The organism is Actinoplanes sp. CA-252034, from assembly GCF_050956125.1.
Taxonomy (GTDB): Bacteria; Actinomycetota; Actinomycetes; order Mycobacteriales; family Micromonosporaceae; genus Actinoplanes.
The window spans coordinates 2,173,376-2,188,488 of record NZ_CP191846.1 but is presented as its reverse complement, the minus strand read 5'-3'; the positions used below and the strand labels follow the sequence as shown (position 1 = coordinate 2,188,488).

The window sequence follows — 15,113 nt, the reverse complement described above, 5'->3', positions numbered from 1 at the left end:
TTCAGACCCGTCCTGAATCTTTGAGGGGTACGGGCTGCGCGTCCCGGCGCGCAGCCCGTGGCCGGTGCTTCTAGGGTGATCACATGGGCACCGGCTTGAATTCGAGAAAGACGCGGAGCGCGCTGCGCACATCGGCGAGCATCTCGCTGCAGCTGCTTCTGGTCCTGCTGGGCGGCTGGGTCGCGTGGCGGATGCTGGGCGGCGCCTGGTCGGTGATCTGGCCGATCGTGATCGCGCTGCTCCTGACCACCCTGACCTGGCCGCCGGTCCGGTTCCTGCGCAAGCACAAGTGGCCGCCCGCTCTCGCCGCAGCCCTGGTGACGCTGCTCTTCGTGGTGGTCGCGATCGGCACGTTCGTCGGCATCGCGGCCCCGGTGGCGGCCAAGGCCCCCGAGCTGGCCGACCAGGTCAGCGCCGGCATCAAGGAGCTGCAGGACTGGGCCGCCGGCCCCCCGCTGCGGATCAGCGACGAGGACATCACCGGATACCTCGACACCGCCACCCAGAAGCTCCAGGCCAGCGTCGGCAGCATCGCGACGGCGACGCTCAGCGGGGTCAGCTCGGTCTTCAACGGCCTGATCAACACGGTCCTGGCGCTGTTCCTGATGTTCTTCTTCCTCAAGGACGGGCCGCGGTTCCTGCCCTGGCTCAGCCGCCAGGTGCCCGGCCGGCTCTCCACCGATCTGCCCGCGGTCGCGAGCCGCTGCTGGGAGGTGCTGGGCTCGTTCGTCCGCTCGCAGGCCCTGGTCGGCCTGCTCGACGCGGTGCTCATCGGCATCGGCCTGGTCGTCCTCGGCGTCGATCTCGCCCTGCCGCTGGCGGTGCTCACCTTCGTGACCGCCTTCATCCCGATCGTCGGCGCGCTCTTCGCCGGGTTCGTCGCGGTCGTGATCACCTTCGTCACCGACGGCTGGACCGACGCGCTGATCGTGCTCGCCATCATCATCGTGGTCCAGCAGCTGGAGGGAAACGTCTTCCAGCCGATGGTCCAGAGCCGCGGCCTCGGCCTGCACGCCGGCGTGGTCCTGCTGGCGGTCACCCTCGGCAGCAGCCTCTACGGCATCGTCGGCGCCCTGCTCGCCGTCCCGGTCGCCGCGATGATCGCCGTCCTCTGGATCTACCTCCGCGAGCAGCTCGCCGACACGACACCGCCGGTGGGCGGCCCGTCGGAGCCGCCCGGGGACGCGCCACCGGCATCTCCGCCCCCGGTCGCCGCGTCGCCGTCGTCCACGGGCGCTGAACCCGCCGGTCCGGCGCCCTCCGCAACGGCTGCGCCGCCGGACATCAGACCCGCGCAGGCCTGACAACGGGCCCGTCCTCCCCTTTCGACAGGCGGGGGCGGGCCTTTTTCACACCCTCATCCGGTACGGCCACCCGCACCGTGAACCTGCTTCGTCAACCATTGACGAATCGTTCCGACTGACCTTTTCGCGGTATTTTCACGAAGGCTGTCCAGAGGCTCGCCGACTCAGGTGGCATTGATCACCTGCGAGTTCATCGATCGGCCGCAACGCCTACCATTCATTTTCCGTAATCCTGGAGAAACAAAAGTGATGGGCGCACGGCCGATTCGGGGCGGCACGTTCGACCATCACTCTCCGGATTCGCGACGCCATTCTACGGAATGGCACACGACCCCCGGCCGGGCCACGTCACGCCACGGCCGGGGGCCACGCCGGGCTCACACCTCGAGATCGGCGGGCTGAGGAACCTCACGCAGGTGACGGTTGTGACGGGGCTCCTGCTTCGTCTTCGCGTCGTTCAGCCGGCGGCGCAGGTCGTCGCGGACATCCATGATCGCGGCGTGCAGGTCCTCCTCCAGCGAGGTGGTGACGATCTTGTCGCCCCCGCTGACCCAGCACTCCAGGGTGACCTTCTGGCCACGCGCCTCACGGTCCTTGACCGAGATCTCGAGCTCGGTGGAGTCGGCATGGAACGCGGCCAGCCGGGCGTCCAGGTTGCTGAACTGCTCGACGATCCAGTTCCGGTCACCCTGCGAGAACCCGGCCCCGACACGCAGGCACTCGGCGACGGTGGCCGGGTTGGCGACGGCACTCATCTGATCTCCTCTTTCCGGCGGATACGGTCACCGTCCTCGTACCCCCTGATCCGAGATCTTGAACCGGGTCTTCACCGGTCATTTGTGCTGAAATGCATATAGTCGAGGAGAGTCTTCCAGCGACCACCCCAGTAGAAGCCCTCGGCCGTGAACGCCGGAACCGCCCCGCCCTCGTGCATCATCCCAGGCCAATAGCGGCTGCGATCCAGCCACGTGCGGCTGTTCGGCGGATCCAGGTAGTCGCCGCGGATCATCGGATTCTGGCGCGGGTTGATGTCGATCGCCAGGCCGTAGGAGTGCTGAGACCACCTCGTGGTGCCCGCCACGAACCGGCACTCGTACCCGAGCGTCAGCACCGTCTTGTCCTCGACCACCATCGGCGGCATCGCCATGATCGGGAACCGCCAGCGATACAGCCGGCCGAACGCACGCTGGATCCCCGGCGCCAGCGTGCGATGCATGATCACGTAGCCGTCGTGGGAACGGCCGTCGAAACCCAGGTAGCGGACCCAGATCTTGCGCAGGTCGGCCGCCGGGACCGGACACTTCTTGGCCGGGTCACCGTTGGCCTCGGCGGCGGTCACCGTCACCACCCGTGTACGCCAGTCCGGCAGCGGCGACTCCGGGGCGGTCAAGCGCAGCAGGCCATCCACACGCAGCGGCTCCCCACGGACGATACCGTTCCATTTCCGCAGGTCGGCTACGCGTACGTCGTACCTCTCGGAGATCGAGGAAAGGGTGTCGCGGGGCCGGATGACATAGGCCGAGGCCGGAGGCGCCGAAAGCGGCGCCGTGGACAGGGCCGAAAGCGGTGCCGTGGACAGGGTGGAGAGGAGCGCCGGGGGCGGGGCTGAAAGAGGCGCCGGGGGCGAGGCTGAGACGGGCGCCGGAGTGGCGAGCAGGGTCGCGCAGATCAGCGCGGGCAAGGATCTTCTCACAGCATCCCAGACTCACCCCGAACCCCCTGTTTCGCCGGAAAAGCCGCGCCTGATCACCCACCGGGATCGCTGTCCGCCTCAACGGCGGTGTCTCTGGAGGCCCTCGGGAATCAGGGTCCACGTTCTCGCCTGCCGATCGGGGGCCGCCATGCCGAACGACGACTCTTCCCAACTCGACCCGGCAACCTCTGACTTCATGAATGGCCCAGACGTCCGAGACACCGCTGCGAGCCGGACGGACCGGCGGCGGATCGACGGACATGGTGTCCGTTGGCCCGGCGCGCGCGAAGCTGTTTGCTGAGTGTGGGTGATCAAGACATGGAACAGGTGGGGGCGCGGCTACGGCGCTGGCGGGTTCGGCGGGGACTCAGTCAGCGGGTGCTCGCCGAGTTGGCCGGGTTCAGCCAGGGGTATGTGGCGCAGATCGAGAACGGGGCCGCCCCGCTCGAACGGCGGGCCGCACGGGAGGCTCTGGCCCGGGCCCTCCAGATCTCGGTCGGCGAGCTGACCGGACGGCCCGAGGACAGCACGCCCACGTCACCGGTGGGCGCCACGGCGATCGCCGGTCTGCGAGCCGGGATCGTGGCGCTGTCCATGCCGGGGTTCCGCGGCGGTGACGCGCAGACGGTCAGCGGCGGTGAGCAGCCCCTGGTCAGCGGCGGTGACGAGCCGCCTTCGGCGGGCGTCGACACGACGCTGCTCGTCCGGCACTACGCCGCGTGCCGATACGACCTGCTGGTGCCCGCGCTCGCCGGGGCGCTTGTCACCCTCGCGGCGCGATCAATCGCTCGGGCTCATCCGGGCGGCGTGGCTCAGGCGGGCGGCGTGGCTCAGGCGGGCGGCGTGGGTCAGGCGGGCGGCGTGGGTCATCTGCGCAGCGTGGTGAAGGTGTGCGCGACCACCGTGGCCACCTGTGTGCAGCTCGGGCACCCGGATCTGGCGCTGGCCCCGGCTGGGGTGGCGGTGCGGGCGGCCGAGGCGCTCGGTGAGCCCGCCTATCTGGGGCTGGCCAACTATGCGCGGATCCGGGCGGTCGGCGCCGTCGCCGGGGTGGAACGGATCGCCGACGAGGGCATCGAGCGGCTCGGCCCGCACGCGGGCAGCGATCCGGTGACCGCCGGGGTCTACGGCATGCACCATCTGATCAGGGCGGAGATGGCGGCACGGGCGGGGATGACCTTGGTGGCGGCGGCTCATCTCGATGAGGCGGAGGCGGTCGCCGGGCATACCGGGGAACGGCCGGACGACTGGTTCAGCTTCGGGCCGACGAACGTGGAGATGTGGCGGCTCGCGGTCCTGGTGGCTCTCGGGGACGGGCTCGCCGCACGTACTCCGCCGTCCGGGTTCCGGCCCGACGCCCTGCCGTCGGCGCAGCGGCGGGCCACCTACTTCATCGATCTGGCGCGGGCCCTGTTGCAGGGGCGGGGCCGTGAGGACGCGGCGGCGGCCGCCCTCTACCGGGCCGAGATGATCGCTCCGCAGCAGGTGTGTGCGTCGGACGGCGCCCGCGAAGCGTTGCGGACGCTGCTGTCCCGCCCTCGATACGGCCGGGACGGCCGCGTGCGAGGCCTCGCAGCCCGAGCCGGCATCCGCTGAGGCGCATGTACAGCGACATCTGCTGGGCGCCGCCCTCACCGATCTTGATCGACGGGAGGGCGGGCAGGGCGCGGCAGAAAAGGGAAGACGAAGGTGGGTGGATGGTGATTAGTGGCGGTAATGGTTCGGGTGGTGGGGGCGCTTAGCGTTCGGGCATGACGGAGACGCTGACGGTGGTGCTGGCGCCGGATCCGGATGCGGCGAGCCTGGCCGGGGTGCTGGTCGCCGACGTCTGTCACGCCTGGCGGCTGCCGGGGCTGCTGCATCCGGCCCGGCGGGTGCTGTCTGAACTGGTCCGCAATGCGGCCGAGCACGCGCGGACCGACATGCGGGTGACGCTCACCCGCCGTGGGGACGGGTTGTGTCTCGCGGTGTCCGACGGGGATCCGCGGCTTCCGCGGCTGCGGCCGCCGGCGCCGGTGCGGCGGGGCCGGCCACTCGACGAGCGGGGCCGGGGCCTGCAGGTGGTGCAGGCCGCCACTACCGGATGGGGCGCCGAGCCGACGCCGACCGGCAAGGTGGTCTGGGCGCTGCTACCGGAATGCGGGCCAGTGCTCCGGCCTTCAGGCCGGAGGTGAGGGCCCGCGCTGGGAGGGCCGCCAGGCCCGAGCAGTGCCTTAACCGGGACGGTTCTGCTGCTCGATGTACTGCTTCACGACGCTCAGCGGTGCGCCGCCGACGGAGCCCGCGAAATACGAGCCTGACCAGAGCTTGTTGGCCTGGTAGTAGTGCCGCACGAGGTCGGGGAACTCCTGCCGGAGGCGGCGCGAGGAGACGCCCTTGAGGGAGTTGACCAGCCGGGCCACGGCCACCTTGGGCGGGAAGTTGACGAGCAGGTGGACGTGGTTGTTCTCGCCGTTGAACTCGACCAGTTCGGTCTCGAAGTCGGCGCATACGTCGCGCATGACCTGCTCCATGCGGGTGAGGTGCCGGTCGGTGAACACCTTGTGCCGAAACTTCGTCACGAAAACCAAGTGGACGTGCATCGCGAAAACACAGTGTCTGCCAGTGCGAATGCCTGCAAGTTCAGCCATAAACCAACATGGTACGGTGCCTGCCGTGCAGCTCCGTTACCAGTTCCGCGTCTACCCGACGCCCGGCCAGCAGATCAAGCTGGCTCGGGCGTTCGGATGCGCACGGGTGGTGTTCAACGACGGGCTCGGGCTGCGCCAGCAGGCCCACGAGCAGGGCTTGCCGTACGTCTCGGACGCCGAACTGTCCAGGCAGATCATCACGCAAGCGAAGAAGACCGAGGCCCGCGCCTGGCTGGGCGAGGTTTCGGCCGTGGTCTTGCAGCAGGCCCTTGCCGACCTGAACACGGCCTACCGCAACTTCTTCGCCTCGGTCACCGGCAAGCGCAAGGGCCGCAAGGTGGCCCCGCCCCGCTTCCGGTCGCGCAAGGACAACCGGCAGGCCATCCGGTTCACCAAGAACTCCCGGTTCAAGGTGCTGGACAACGGCCGCCTGCGGCTGCCGAAGATCGGCGACCTGGACGTGCGATGGTCGCGGAGCCTGCCGTCGGACCCGTCGTCCGTGGCGATCATCCGGGACGCGGCCGGGCGGTACTTCGCCTCGTTCGTCGTTCAGAGCACCGACGAGGCGTTGCCGCCGGTCGAGTCCGAGGTCGGGATCGACCTGGGCCTGACCCACTTCGCGGTGCTGTCGGACGGTGCGAAGGTTGCCGCGCCGAAGTTCCTGCGCCGTGCGGCCCGCAAGCTCAAGCGGCTGCAACAAGCCCTCTCGCGCAAGCAGCGCGGGAGTCAGAACCGCAAGAAGGCCATCGTGAAGGTCGCCAGGGCTCACGCCCGGGTGGCCGACACCCGGCGGGACTGGCAGCACAAGCTGTCCACGACGATCATCCGCGAGAACCAAGCGGTGTACGTCGAGGACCTGTGCGTGACCGGTCTCGGCCGGACCCGGCTCGCCAAGTCAGTGCACGATGCGGGCTGGGCCGGCTTCACCAGCATGTTGGAGTACAAGGCCGCGAGGTACGGGCGCACGTTCGGCCGGGTGGATCGGTTCTTCCCGTCCACCCGGATGTGCTCCGACTGCGCACGCATCAACGACAAGATGGCGCTCAACGTCCGATCGTGGGACTGCCCGTGCGGCAGTCACCACGACCGGGACGTGAACGCCGCGAAGAACGTCAAGGCCGCTGGACAGGCGGACTTCAACGACCGTGGAGCGCAGGTAAGACCGGGACTTGTTCCGGCACCGCGCGGCGAAGCGGTAACCCACCCGGACGCTGCGTATTCCACGCGCAGCGTGGAGGGATCTCCGTCCTTTAGGGCGGAGAGGATGTCAAAGGTTGGCGGCGCGTAACGTCTCGGCGAGGGCGAGCACGTCCCGGTCGTCGGCGGAGTGGCCGCGGCCCCGGGACATCGCGTCGGCCAGGGCGCGCAGCTCGTTCGGTGGGAGGCGGCCGGAGCCGAGGCTCGCGAGCGGGATGCTGAGTCTCTCGCCGGTCGCCTGGTCACGGGCCTCCAGAGTCGGGGTGGAGACGACCCGGTGGCCGATGCGTGTGGTGACGGCGCCCTGGTGGACGTAGGCGGTGGCCAGGTCGATGCTCCGGGTGCGGAACGCGCCCCGCACGTGGATGCGGGTGCCGTCGAGCCAGGCGGCGGCCCGGAAGGCCCGCACGATCGCGACGGCGAACGACAGCGCCCACAACAGGCCGATGACCAGGAACAACACGCCACCGACGACGAAGATCAGATCGGCGCCACCCGAGCCGCCGCCGAAAGGATCGGAGCCGTCGTAGGAGTCGGAGCCCCCGAAAGGATCGGAGCCGATGCCGGTGTCCCCGGCATCGGCCGGCTCCCAGCCGCCGGGGTCCTCGGTGAAGAGGCTGCGCGGGAACCAGTCGCGCGGGTAGAACGAACGCGCGAAGAAGAACCCGAAGGCGGCGACCCCGAGCCCGATCAGGCCGGAGAACAGGCCGACGAGGACCGCTGTTCTGCGCTCCTCGCCCGCACTTCCGACCGAAAGCATCTGCATGACGACAGAGCGTAAGCCGTACGGGCAAGGGTGTCAGTCGATCATCACACGGTTCCGTCCGGACTCTTTTGCCCGGTAAAGGGCGTGATCAGCCCGGGCGAGCAACTCGTCCAGGGTGCCGTCGTGGTCGCACAGGCTGGTGAGGCCGACACTGATGGTGACCGGAATGGGGCCGGCCTGGGTGGGCACCGGCTCCGACGAGACGGCCAGGCGGACGCGTTCGGCCAGGTCGGCGGCGTGGCCCTCGTGGTCCGGCAGGACCGCGGCAAACTCCTCACCGCCGTACCGGCCGAGGACGTCGGAGTGGCGCAGGCGGCCGCGGATCCGGGCGGCGACGGTACGGATGACCTCGTCCCCCACCCCGTGCCCGTACGTGTCGTTGATCGCCTTGAACTTGTCGATGTCCAGCATGACCGCCGCCAACTGCCGGCCGTTGCGAGCCGCCGCCTGCACGAGCGCCCCGGCGATGGCGTAGAAGTGCCGCCGGTTGTGCTGCCCGGTCAACTCGTCGGTGGTGGCCAGCTCCTGGACCCGGCTGAACAGGCGCGCGTTCTCGTAGGCGGCCATGCCCTGGGTGGACAGCGCGGCCGCCACCTGACGGCTGGTGTCGTCGAGCGCGGAGCCGCCGATGAGCACCGTGGCCACCGGGCCGTCGCGCCCGATCAGGGGCACCACGAGGGCTCCGGGTGCGCCGGCGAGCAGCCTCTCCCGTACCCCCGCGGTCTCCGAAGGATCGAGGAGCTCGGGTGCGTCGTCCGCGGTGAGCTGCACCGGCGTCGCGATGGTGTCGGGCGGCGCGGCGCCGTCGACGTGCAGGACCTCGCCGGTGACGCCGATCAGGCAGGCCGCCGAGCCGCCGAGCTGGGTCCGCAGGGTGCCGCAGAGGTGGCGCAGCAGTTTGTCGGGTTCGAGGATGGCGGTCATCTCGGCGAGGCTGGCGCGCAGCATCTCGGCGAGCGCCTGCTGCTGGCGGGCGACCTGGACGGCCGAGTGCAGCTGGGCGGCCCGGGCCGTCTCCAGCGAGACGGCGACGTGGCTGCTGACGGCGGTCAGCACGGCGACGTCCTCGTCGGTGAAGATGCCGCGGGCGAGCCGGCTGTCCAGGTAGACGACCGCCACCATGCGCCCCTTGAACTGGACCGGGGCGATCAGGATGCTGCGCAGGCCGTGCACGACGGCGCTGCGGGAGCCGAGCGCGGCGCCCTGTTCGGTGCCGGTGACGACGAGCGGCTCGCCGCTCTCGGCGACCCGGCGGACCAGGCTCCGGCCGTACTCGCCGGTCTCGGTGAGGTCGCCGGTGGAATCGCGGCCGGCGTAGCGGACCGGTTCGCCGGCCTCGTCGAGCAGGAAGAACAGGGCCCGTTCGGCGCCGAGGATGCGCAGCATCTCGTCGAGGGCGACGCTGGCGAGCTGCTGCGGGTCGAGGATGGTGGCGGCCGCGGTGCCGACCTGCTGCAGCGCCTCCAGGTGGCGGTTGCGGCCGGAGGCGGGCCGGCGTTCGGCGACGGTCCGGCGATGCGTTCCGGCGCCCTCGTCGACCCCGAACTCGGTACGGGTCTGCCGGCGCCGCTGCTCCCAGCCGTGGAAGACGGCCATGCCGAGCGCGAAGCGGGCCTGCCGGTCGGCCTCGTTGGCGAGTCCCATGGCACGCAGGGCGCGGGCCCGGATGCGGAACACCTCGTACTGGACGAACGGGGCGTCGAGTGTGCGGAGCCGGCGTTCGGCCTCGTCGGCGGCCTTGAGGCATTTCTGCGGATCGCCCGACGCCAGATGCAGCGACGCCTTGGTGGTGAGGTAGACGCTGCGCAGCAACGGGGTGCCGCCGACCCGGCCGAGCTCCTTGATCGCCCCGGCCGCGACGGCGAGCTGGCCCGGACGGTCGGCATCGGAGGCGAAGCGGTACTGGATCAGCCGGGCGTGCGCCATGTAGACGTAGATCCACCGGTGCTGCGGCATCAGCTCGCTGCGGCGCAGGCCGAGACCGTGGAACTCGGCGAAGACCTCCTCCAGCTGCGGCCCGACGTCGCCCTGCTCGATCAGGGTGCAGGCGGCCGCGGTGAGCATGTTGGCCCGCTGCACGCGGGTGCCGGCGCCGGGCGGGAACACCTCGCGCAGGTGCTTCAGCGCGGCGGCGGCGTCACCGAAACGGCTCTGCGCAGCCGGGACCATCACGCTGAGCATGCCGAGGGAGGTGCCGAGCGCGAAGTCCTGGTCGCCGAGCCGCTGCATGCCGCGCTCGTACTCGCGGGCCGCCTCGTCGACGTAGCCGCGCAGCAGGAAGCGCAGACCCAGGGTGGCGTAGCCGGGGATGAGCTGGGCGGGAACGTACCACCGGGAGTTCCGGGTGATCGTCTTCTCCCAGGCGCTGCCGTCGTCGGCGCCGCTGAACAGCAGCGCGCAGCCGCTCATCCACTCGACGTAAGCGACCAGGCCGGGGTCACCGAGCCCGGCGGCCACCTCAGCGGCACGTTTCAGGCAGCGTTCGCTGGTGCCGCGCAGCCTGACGACCGCGGCCACGTAGCCGAGCAAGGCGTAGACCCGGACGTACTCCGGGCAGGGGCCGAGCCGGTTCACCGCGTACATGGCGCGCATTCCGAGAGTGCCTGCCTCCCGCAGGCGGAGGCCGAGACCGGCGGCGTAGCCACCGGCGTCGAGGACCGCGGCGAGGACGGCCTGGGTCTCCCGGTCACCGCCCCGGGCGGTTCCGAAACCTATCTTGGTACGCCGTACGAGCCCACCGGCGAACGCGATGAAGAGGGTCTGCACCAGGGCGAGCAGACCGGCCCCGGGCAGTGGCCGCCGCAGTTCGGCGAGCGCGATGCGGGCGGTCTCCAGCGCCTTGCCGTCGTCCCAGACGGTGTGGTGCAGCTCGATGCGGGTGGTGAGGAGCCGGGCCCACTGCAGCCGGTCCGTCTCGCCGGCGAGCGCCCGGTCGAGGACGGCGTCGCACTCGTCGAGCTGCCCGGCCGCCAGGTGGGCCTGGGCCAGCACGTGCAGGAGCCGGCTGTCCGGGGCGGCGTCCCCGGCGACCGCGTCGGTCAGGTAGTCGATGGCCTCGGCCGGGGACTGGTCGGCGAGGGCCCGGCGGCCGGCCTCGGCGGCGCTGCGACGGCGGTCCTCGGGCGGGGCGGCGTCACCGGCGAGGCGGTGGTGACGGGCGACGGCGTAGGCGTGGCCCTCGTCCCGCAGGTCCTCGGGCAGCCGGTCCAGCGCCGCGGCCAGGTCGGCGTGGAGTCGCCGCAGCTCGGACTCGTCGACCCGCTCGAGCAGGACGTCGCGCAGTTGCGGGTGGACGAAGGCGTACCAGCCGCCGGGCCGCGCCTCCAGGACGTGCCGGTCGCCGGCCGCGGCCAGGGCTGCCAGCACCCGGTCGGCCTCACCGATCTGGAAGAGCAGCTCGGGGCGGAACCGGGTGCCGGCCGCGGCGGCCACGGTCAGGCAGTCCAGGGTCTCGGCGGACAGCACGGTGAGCCGGGCCGCGATCAGGTCGCGGACGTCGGCGGCCGGCGGCAGCGCGTCGGCGCCCGGGATGTCCAGCCGCCAGGCGCCCCAGACCGGGCTGAGCAGGCCGTTGTCGAGTAGCCGCAGAAGGTAGCTGACGACGGCGAGCGGTGTGCCGTCGGTGCGGGCGGTCACGTGCCGGACCAGCTCGACCCCGACTTCGGCGCCGGGCAGGCGGGACGCGATCATGTCGGCGACCGCCGGGGCGGGCAGGGGGGCGCAGGACACCTCGAGGATGCCGGCGCTCTCCAGGGCGGCGGCCGGGTCGTCGGCGGAGTCCGGTGCGGTGAGCAGCACGAGGACCGGCAGTCCGGCCAGTTCCGCGGCGAGTTTCTCGATCAGCTGGCGGGTGCCGGAGTCGAGGTGCTGGGCGTCGTCGATGACCAGCAGCAGACCGCCGGACCGGGTGGCCAGCTCGCCGAGGAAGACCACACCGGCGCCGAGCACGTGCTCGTCGCCACCGGCTGCGGGCTCACCGGCGATCAGCGGGACCAGGTCGCCGAAGAGGCGGGCGAGCAGGGCCGGGCCGGCGGCCGCGGACGCGCCGGCGATCTGTGCGTCGGCGGCGGCACGCAGCTCCGGCGACAACCGGCGGATCCCGGCCTGCCAGGAGGCGACCGCCTCGCGGGCGGCGGCCAGCGGGGAGGCCTCGTCGGGACGGCAGGTCGCCCAGAGCACCGGGAGCCCCTCGGCCGTGACCTCGGCGGCGAGCTCCTGGGCGAGCCGGGTCCGGCCGGCGCCGGCGGCACCGCGGACGACCGCGATCCCGCCCTGTCCGGCACGAACCCGCTCCCAGCGACGGCTGAGCCGGTCGACCTCCTCGGCCCGGCCACGCATCGGCCAGCTGGTGACGGCGACCTGGTCGGCGGCCGCGCCTCCGGGACAGCCGCGCAGGTCGGCCAGGAGCGCGGCGGCGTCCGGGTAACGGTCGTCGGGGTCCTTGGCGAGCAGCCGGTTCACCACGGCGTGCAGGGCCGGGTCGATGCCGGGCCGCAGCTCGGCCAGGTCGGGCACCGGGGCGGCCAGGTGCAGGCGCAGCAGCTCACCGACGTCGTCGGCCTCGAACGGCAGCCGCCCGGCCAGGCACTCGAACAGCACCACGCCGAGCGAGTACAGGTCGGAGCGCCCGTCGACCGGCCGTTTGAGCATCCCGGACTGCTCGGGCGAGCTGTAGAGGAAGGTGCCGACCGCCTCGTCGGTGTCGCCGCGTTCGGCGCCGATCTGGGCCAGGCCGAAGTCGATCAGAGTGGCCGGCTGGTCCGGGCCGACCATGATGTTGCCCGGTTTGATGTCCCGGTGCACCAGGCCGAGGCGGTGCGCGGCGGCCAGGCCCCGCGTCAGCCGGGCGGCCATCGCGACCACCCACTCCTCGCTGAGCGTGCCACCTAGCTGGTCGGCGAGCGAGCCGCCGGTCAGGTGGTCGAGCACCATGGCCGGGACGCCGTCGAGGTCGCCGACGGCGTGCACCCGGACCACACCGGGGTCGTCGATGCAGGCCAGCAGCGCGGCCTCGCGGCTGAAATCGGTCCTGATCTCCGGGTAGGCGCTCCCGTCGGCGAGCGGGCGCTTCACCGCGTACGAGCGGTCGCCGCGAAGGGCCCGGTGGACCATCGTGAACGCGCCGCGCCCGAGCTCGTCGACCAATTCGAGGCCGGTCAGCCCTGTTTCCGTCACTTGACACTCACTCCGCGTCCGGCGTCACCGTGCTGTTCGGCAGTAATCGGGTCGATCTGAACATTCCCGGCCACAGCGAGGAACTCACCCGCGACCACGGCCGGGACCGGGCGGGCGAAGTGATAGCCCTGCGCCCGCTGACAACCCAGCGCGCGGAGCAGAGCGGCCTGGTCCCCGGTCTCCACACCCTCGGCGACGGTGGTCAGGCCCAGCCCGGTGGCCAGGTCGACGATCGCCCGGACCAGCACGGCCTGCTGGATGTCGGCGCCGTCGGCCGGCATGAAGGAGCGGTCGATCTTCAGCACGTCGATCGGGAGGTCCCGTAGGTACGCGAGCGACGAGTAGCCCGTGCCGAAATCGTCGATCGCCACCCGTACCCCCTCTGCTCTCAAGGCCGAGAGGTGCAGCAACGCCTGCGCCGCGTGTGCGCCGGAACGGACCAGCACGCCCTCGGTGATCTCCAGGGTCAGCGCCGCGGCCGGCAGGCCGCTCGCCCGCAGCGCCGCCAGCGCCTTCACGGTGAAGTGCGGGTCGACGAGCTGCCGCGGCGAGACGTTGACGGTGACCGTGGTCCCCCAGCGGCGATGCCACTCGACGGCGTCGGCGCACGCCCGGCGCAGCACCCACTCACCGAGCGCCACGATCAGGCCGCTGTCCTCGGCGGCCGGGATGAACAGGTCCGGCCCGATCGGCGAGCGGCCCGGCGGCAGCCAGCGGACCAGCGCCTCCACCGCCACCGGGTGGGCGTCGCCGAGCCGCACGATCGGCTGGTAGTACACGGCGAACTCGTCGGCGTCGACGGCCGCCCGCAGCCGCTCCAGCAGCCGGATCCGGTCGGCCTGCTCCTGCCGCATGGCCACGTCGAAGACGACGGCCTGGTCCTTGCCGGCCGCCTTGGCCGCGTAGAGCGCCAGGTCGGCGTCGCTGAGCACCTGCACCGGGTCGGCGGTCGCGTCGAAGACGCGAATGCCGGCGCTCGCCGTGACGTGCAGCGGCTGGCCCCCGGCCGGGACCGGCTCCCGCAGCGCCGCCAGCACGGCGTCACCCCGATCGGCCGCCCCGTCCGGGCCGGTGCCCGGCAGCAGCAGCGCGAACTCGTCGCCGCCGAGCCGTGCCACGACCTCACCGCCGGTGATCATGCCGCGCAGCCGCCCGGCCACGGAGGCCAGCAGGTCGTCGCCGGTGGGGTGGCCGAACCGCTCGTTGACGTCCTTGAAGCCGTCCAGGTCAACCAGGATCAGGGCGCCACCGGCCGGATCGGCCAGCAACTCCTCCAACAGGGCGCGGTTGGGCAGGCCGGTCAGCGTGTCGTGGCGGGCCTGGTGGCGCAGCGTCTCCTGGAGGTCGGCCTGCTCGCCGAGGGCGTCCCGGAGGCTCGCGGCACGCCGGTCGGACAGCCGCGTGGTGTGGGTGAGGCGCAGCACCAGCAGCAGGGACGTCAGCGCGGTCGCGATCACCGGGACCACCAGGTCGGCGCGGTGGTCCTCGGTGAGCATCAGGTGTCCGGTCGCGGCCGGGCCGACCATGACCAGCACGATGTTGCCGACCAGGGCGGTGCGGGCCCGGCCGGGCGTCGGCGCGGTGTCCCGTTCGACCGGCTCACCGGCCTCCGGGTGCCGGGCCGCCGCGCCGATCAGCAGGAACGCCAGCAGCCACCCGGCCGCGCTCCAGCCCGGCCCGGCCCAGGCGCCGCCGTCGACGGTGGCCAGGAAGTAGAGGATGTCGGCCACGGTGAGCAGGCACACCGCGGCCAGCAGCAGCCGGTCCGGCCAGGTCAGCCGCCCGTGCACCACGATCATCCGGGTGGCGGCGGCGAGCACGAGCAGATCGAGGGCGGGGTACGCCAGCGCGCCCTCCGCGCCGGGCCAGTGCCCCCGGTCCATCACGAACGGGTCGTAGAGCATCACCCAGATCAGCGCGGTGCCGGTGCACAGCACGATGCCGGCCTCGGTCATCCCGGCCCACGGCGAGCCGCCCCGCCCCTGGGCGAGACTGAGCAGACCGGCCGCCAGCAGTGGATACATCGCCAGATAGACGACGTCGACCAGGGTCAGGCCGCTCGGCGCCGGCTGTCCCGCGGCCATCCCGGCGCCCCAGATCCCGTTCGCGACCGCGCAGCACAGCATCGCGGCGGCCAGCGGCCACCAGGCGCGACGACGGGACAGGTGGTGCCGGCGGACCCCGTTGCGGACGGCGACCAGCGCGGTGCCGGCCACCACGACGTACGCCACCTGACGCTCGGTGTCCCCGAGCAGCGGGGCCATGATCACCGGTAGCGCGCCCATGAGCAGCAGCCTGTACCAGCCACGATTGCGATCCGTCGACGAGCCCACCGGACCACGGTCGCC

Annotated in this window: 10 protein-coding genes; 4 read left to right on the top strand and 6 right to left on the bottom strand. The window is 71.8% G+C overall.

Features of this window, described 5'->3' with window-relative positions; translation table 11 throughout:
• The first annotated feature begins 83 nt into the window (after positions 1-83).
• The gene (locus ACQPZW_RS10005) at positions 84-1,304 is read left to right on the top strand and encodes an AI-2E family transporter (RefSeq protein ID WP_433794543.1); all 1,221 of its coding nucleotides are present in this window, start codon (positions 84-86) and stop codon (positions 1,302-1,304) included.
• Between the two features lie 377 nt (positions 1,305-1,681).
• On the opposite strand, the gene ACQPZW_RS10000 is transcribed toward ACQPZW_RS10005, so the two are convergent.
• Both ACQPZW_RS10000 and ACQPZW_RS09995 read right to left on the bottom strand, forming a co-directional pair.
• The gene (locus ACQPZW_RS10000; protein ID WP_433794542.1) at positions 1,682-2,059 is read right to left on the bottom strand and encodes an HPF/RaiA family ribosome-associated protein; all 378 of its coding nucleotides are present in this window, start codon (positions 2,057-2,059) and stop codon (positions 1,682-1,684) included.
• A 71-nt stretch (positions 2,060-2,130) separates the two neighbouring features.
• Positions 2,131-2,985 carry a M15 family metallopeptidase gene (locus ACQPZW_RS09995; protein ID WP_433794541.1) on the bottom strand — a complete coding sequence of 285 codons (855 nt, stop codon included), beginning with the start codon at positions 2,983-2,985 and terminating at the stop codon, positions 2,131-2,133.
• 330 nt (positions 2,986-3,315) lie between these two features.
• On the opposite strand from ACQPZW_RS09995, the gene ACQPZW_RS09990 reads away from it, so the two are divergent.
• Positions 3,316-4,593, top strand: coding sequence for a helix-turn-helix domain-containing protein (locus ACQPZW_RS09990; protein ID WP_433794540.1), 1,278 nt, complete (start codon positions 3,316-3,318; stop codon positions 4,591-4,593).
• A 155-nt stretch (positions 4,594-4,748) separates the two neighbouring features.
• Positions 4,749-5,171 (top strand): ATP-binding protein, encoded by a 423-nt coding sequence (locus ACQPZW_RS09985; protein WP_433794539.1) that lies wholly within the window; start codon positions 4,749-4,751, stop codon positions 5,169-5,171.
• A gap of 39 nt (positions 5,172-5,210) precedes the next feature.
• On the opposite strand, the gene tnpA is transcribed toward ACQPZW_RS09985, so the two are convergent.
• The gene (gene tnpA / locus ACQPZW_RS09980; protein ID WP_433794538.1) at positions 5,211-5,627 is read right to left on the bottom strand and encodes an IS200/IS605 family transposase; all 417 of its coding nucleotides are present in this window, start codon (positions 5,625-5,627) and stop codon (positions 5,211-5,213) included.
• 25 nt (positions 5,628-5,652) lie between these two features.
• Here tnpA and ACQPZW_RS09975 point away from each other — a divergent pair, with 25 nt between their 5' ends.
• Positions 5,653-6,915 carry an RNA-guided endonuclease InsQ/TnpB family protein gene (locus ACQPZW_RS09975; protein ID WP_433794537.1) on the top strand — a complete coding sequence of 421 codons (1,263 nt, stop codon included), beginning with the start codon at positions 5,653-5,655 and terminating at the stop codon, positions 6,913-6,915.
• On the opposite strand, the gene ACQPZW_RS09970 is transcribed toward ACQPZW_RS09975, so the two are convergent.
• From ACQPZW_RS09970 to ACQPZW_RS09960, 3 genes are read right to left on the bottom strand one after another with little or no spacing between them, the layout of a single operon-like run.
• Positions 6,895-7,590: a hypothetical protein gene (locus ACQPZW_RS09970; protein ID WP_433794536.1), complete on the bottom strand. Its 696-nt coding sequence runs from the start codon at positions 7,588-7,590 to the stop codon at positions 6,895-6,897. The two genes, ACQPZW_RS09975 and ACQPZW_RS09970, sit on opposite strands and share 21 nt — an antisense overlap.
• A gap of 33 nt (positions 7,591-7,623) precedes the next feature.
• Positions 7,624-12,765 (bottom strand): diguanylate cyclase, encoded by a 5,142-nt coding sequence (locus ACQPZW_RS09965; RefSeq protein WP_433794535.1) that lies wholly within the window; start codon positions 12,763-12,765, stop codon positions 7,624-7,626.
• Positions 12,762-15,050, bottom strand: coding sequence for a putative bifunctional diguanylate cyclase/phosphodiesterase (locus ACQPZW_RS09960; RefSeq protein WP_433794534.1), 2,289 nt, complete (start codon positions 15,048-15,050; stop codon positions 12,762-12,764). The genes ACQPZW_RS09965 and ACQPZW_RS09960 overlap by 4 nt, the downstream gene beginning before the upstream one ends.
• Positions 15,051-15,113: the final 63 nt, after the last annotated feature.

Excerpts from the sequence above, each read along its gene's own strand:
- ACQPZW_RS10005 (WP_433794543.1), top strand. The coding sequence starts at position 84 with ATGGGCACCGGCTTGAATTCGAGAAAGACGCGGAGCGCGCTGCGCACA.
- ACQPZW_RS10000 (WP_433794542.1), bottom strand. The coding sequence starts at position 2,059 with ATGAGTGCCGTCGCCAACCCGGCCACCGTCGCCGAGTGCCTGCGTGTC.
- ACQPZW_RS09990 (WP_433794540.1), top strand. The coding sequence starts at position 3,316 with ATGGAACAGGTGGGGGCGCGGCTACGGCGCTGGCGGGTTCGGCGGGGA.
- ACQPZW_RS09985 (WP_433794539.1), top strand. The coding sequence starts at position 4,749 with ATGACGGAGACGCTGACGGTGGTGCTGGCGCCGGATCCGGATGCGGCG.
- tnpA (WP_433794538.1), bottom strand. The coding sequence starts at position 5,627 with ATGGCTGAACTTGCAGGCATTCGCACTGGCAGACACTGTGTTTTCGCG.
- ACQPZW_RS09970 (WP_433794536.1), bottom strand. The coding sequence starts at position 7,590 with ATGCAGATGCTTTCGGTCGGAAGTGCGGGCGAGGAGCGCAGAACAGCG.
- ACQPZW_RS09960 (WP_433794534.1), bottom strand. The coding sequence starts at position 15,050 with ATGGGCGCGCTACCGGTGATCATGGCCCCGCTGCTCGGGGACACCGAG.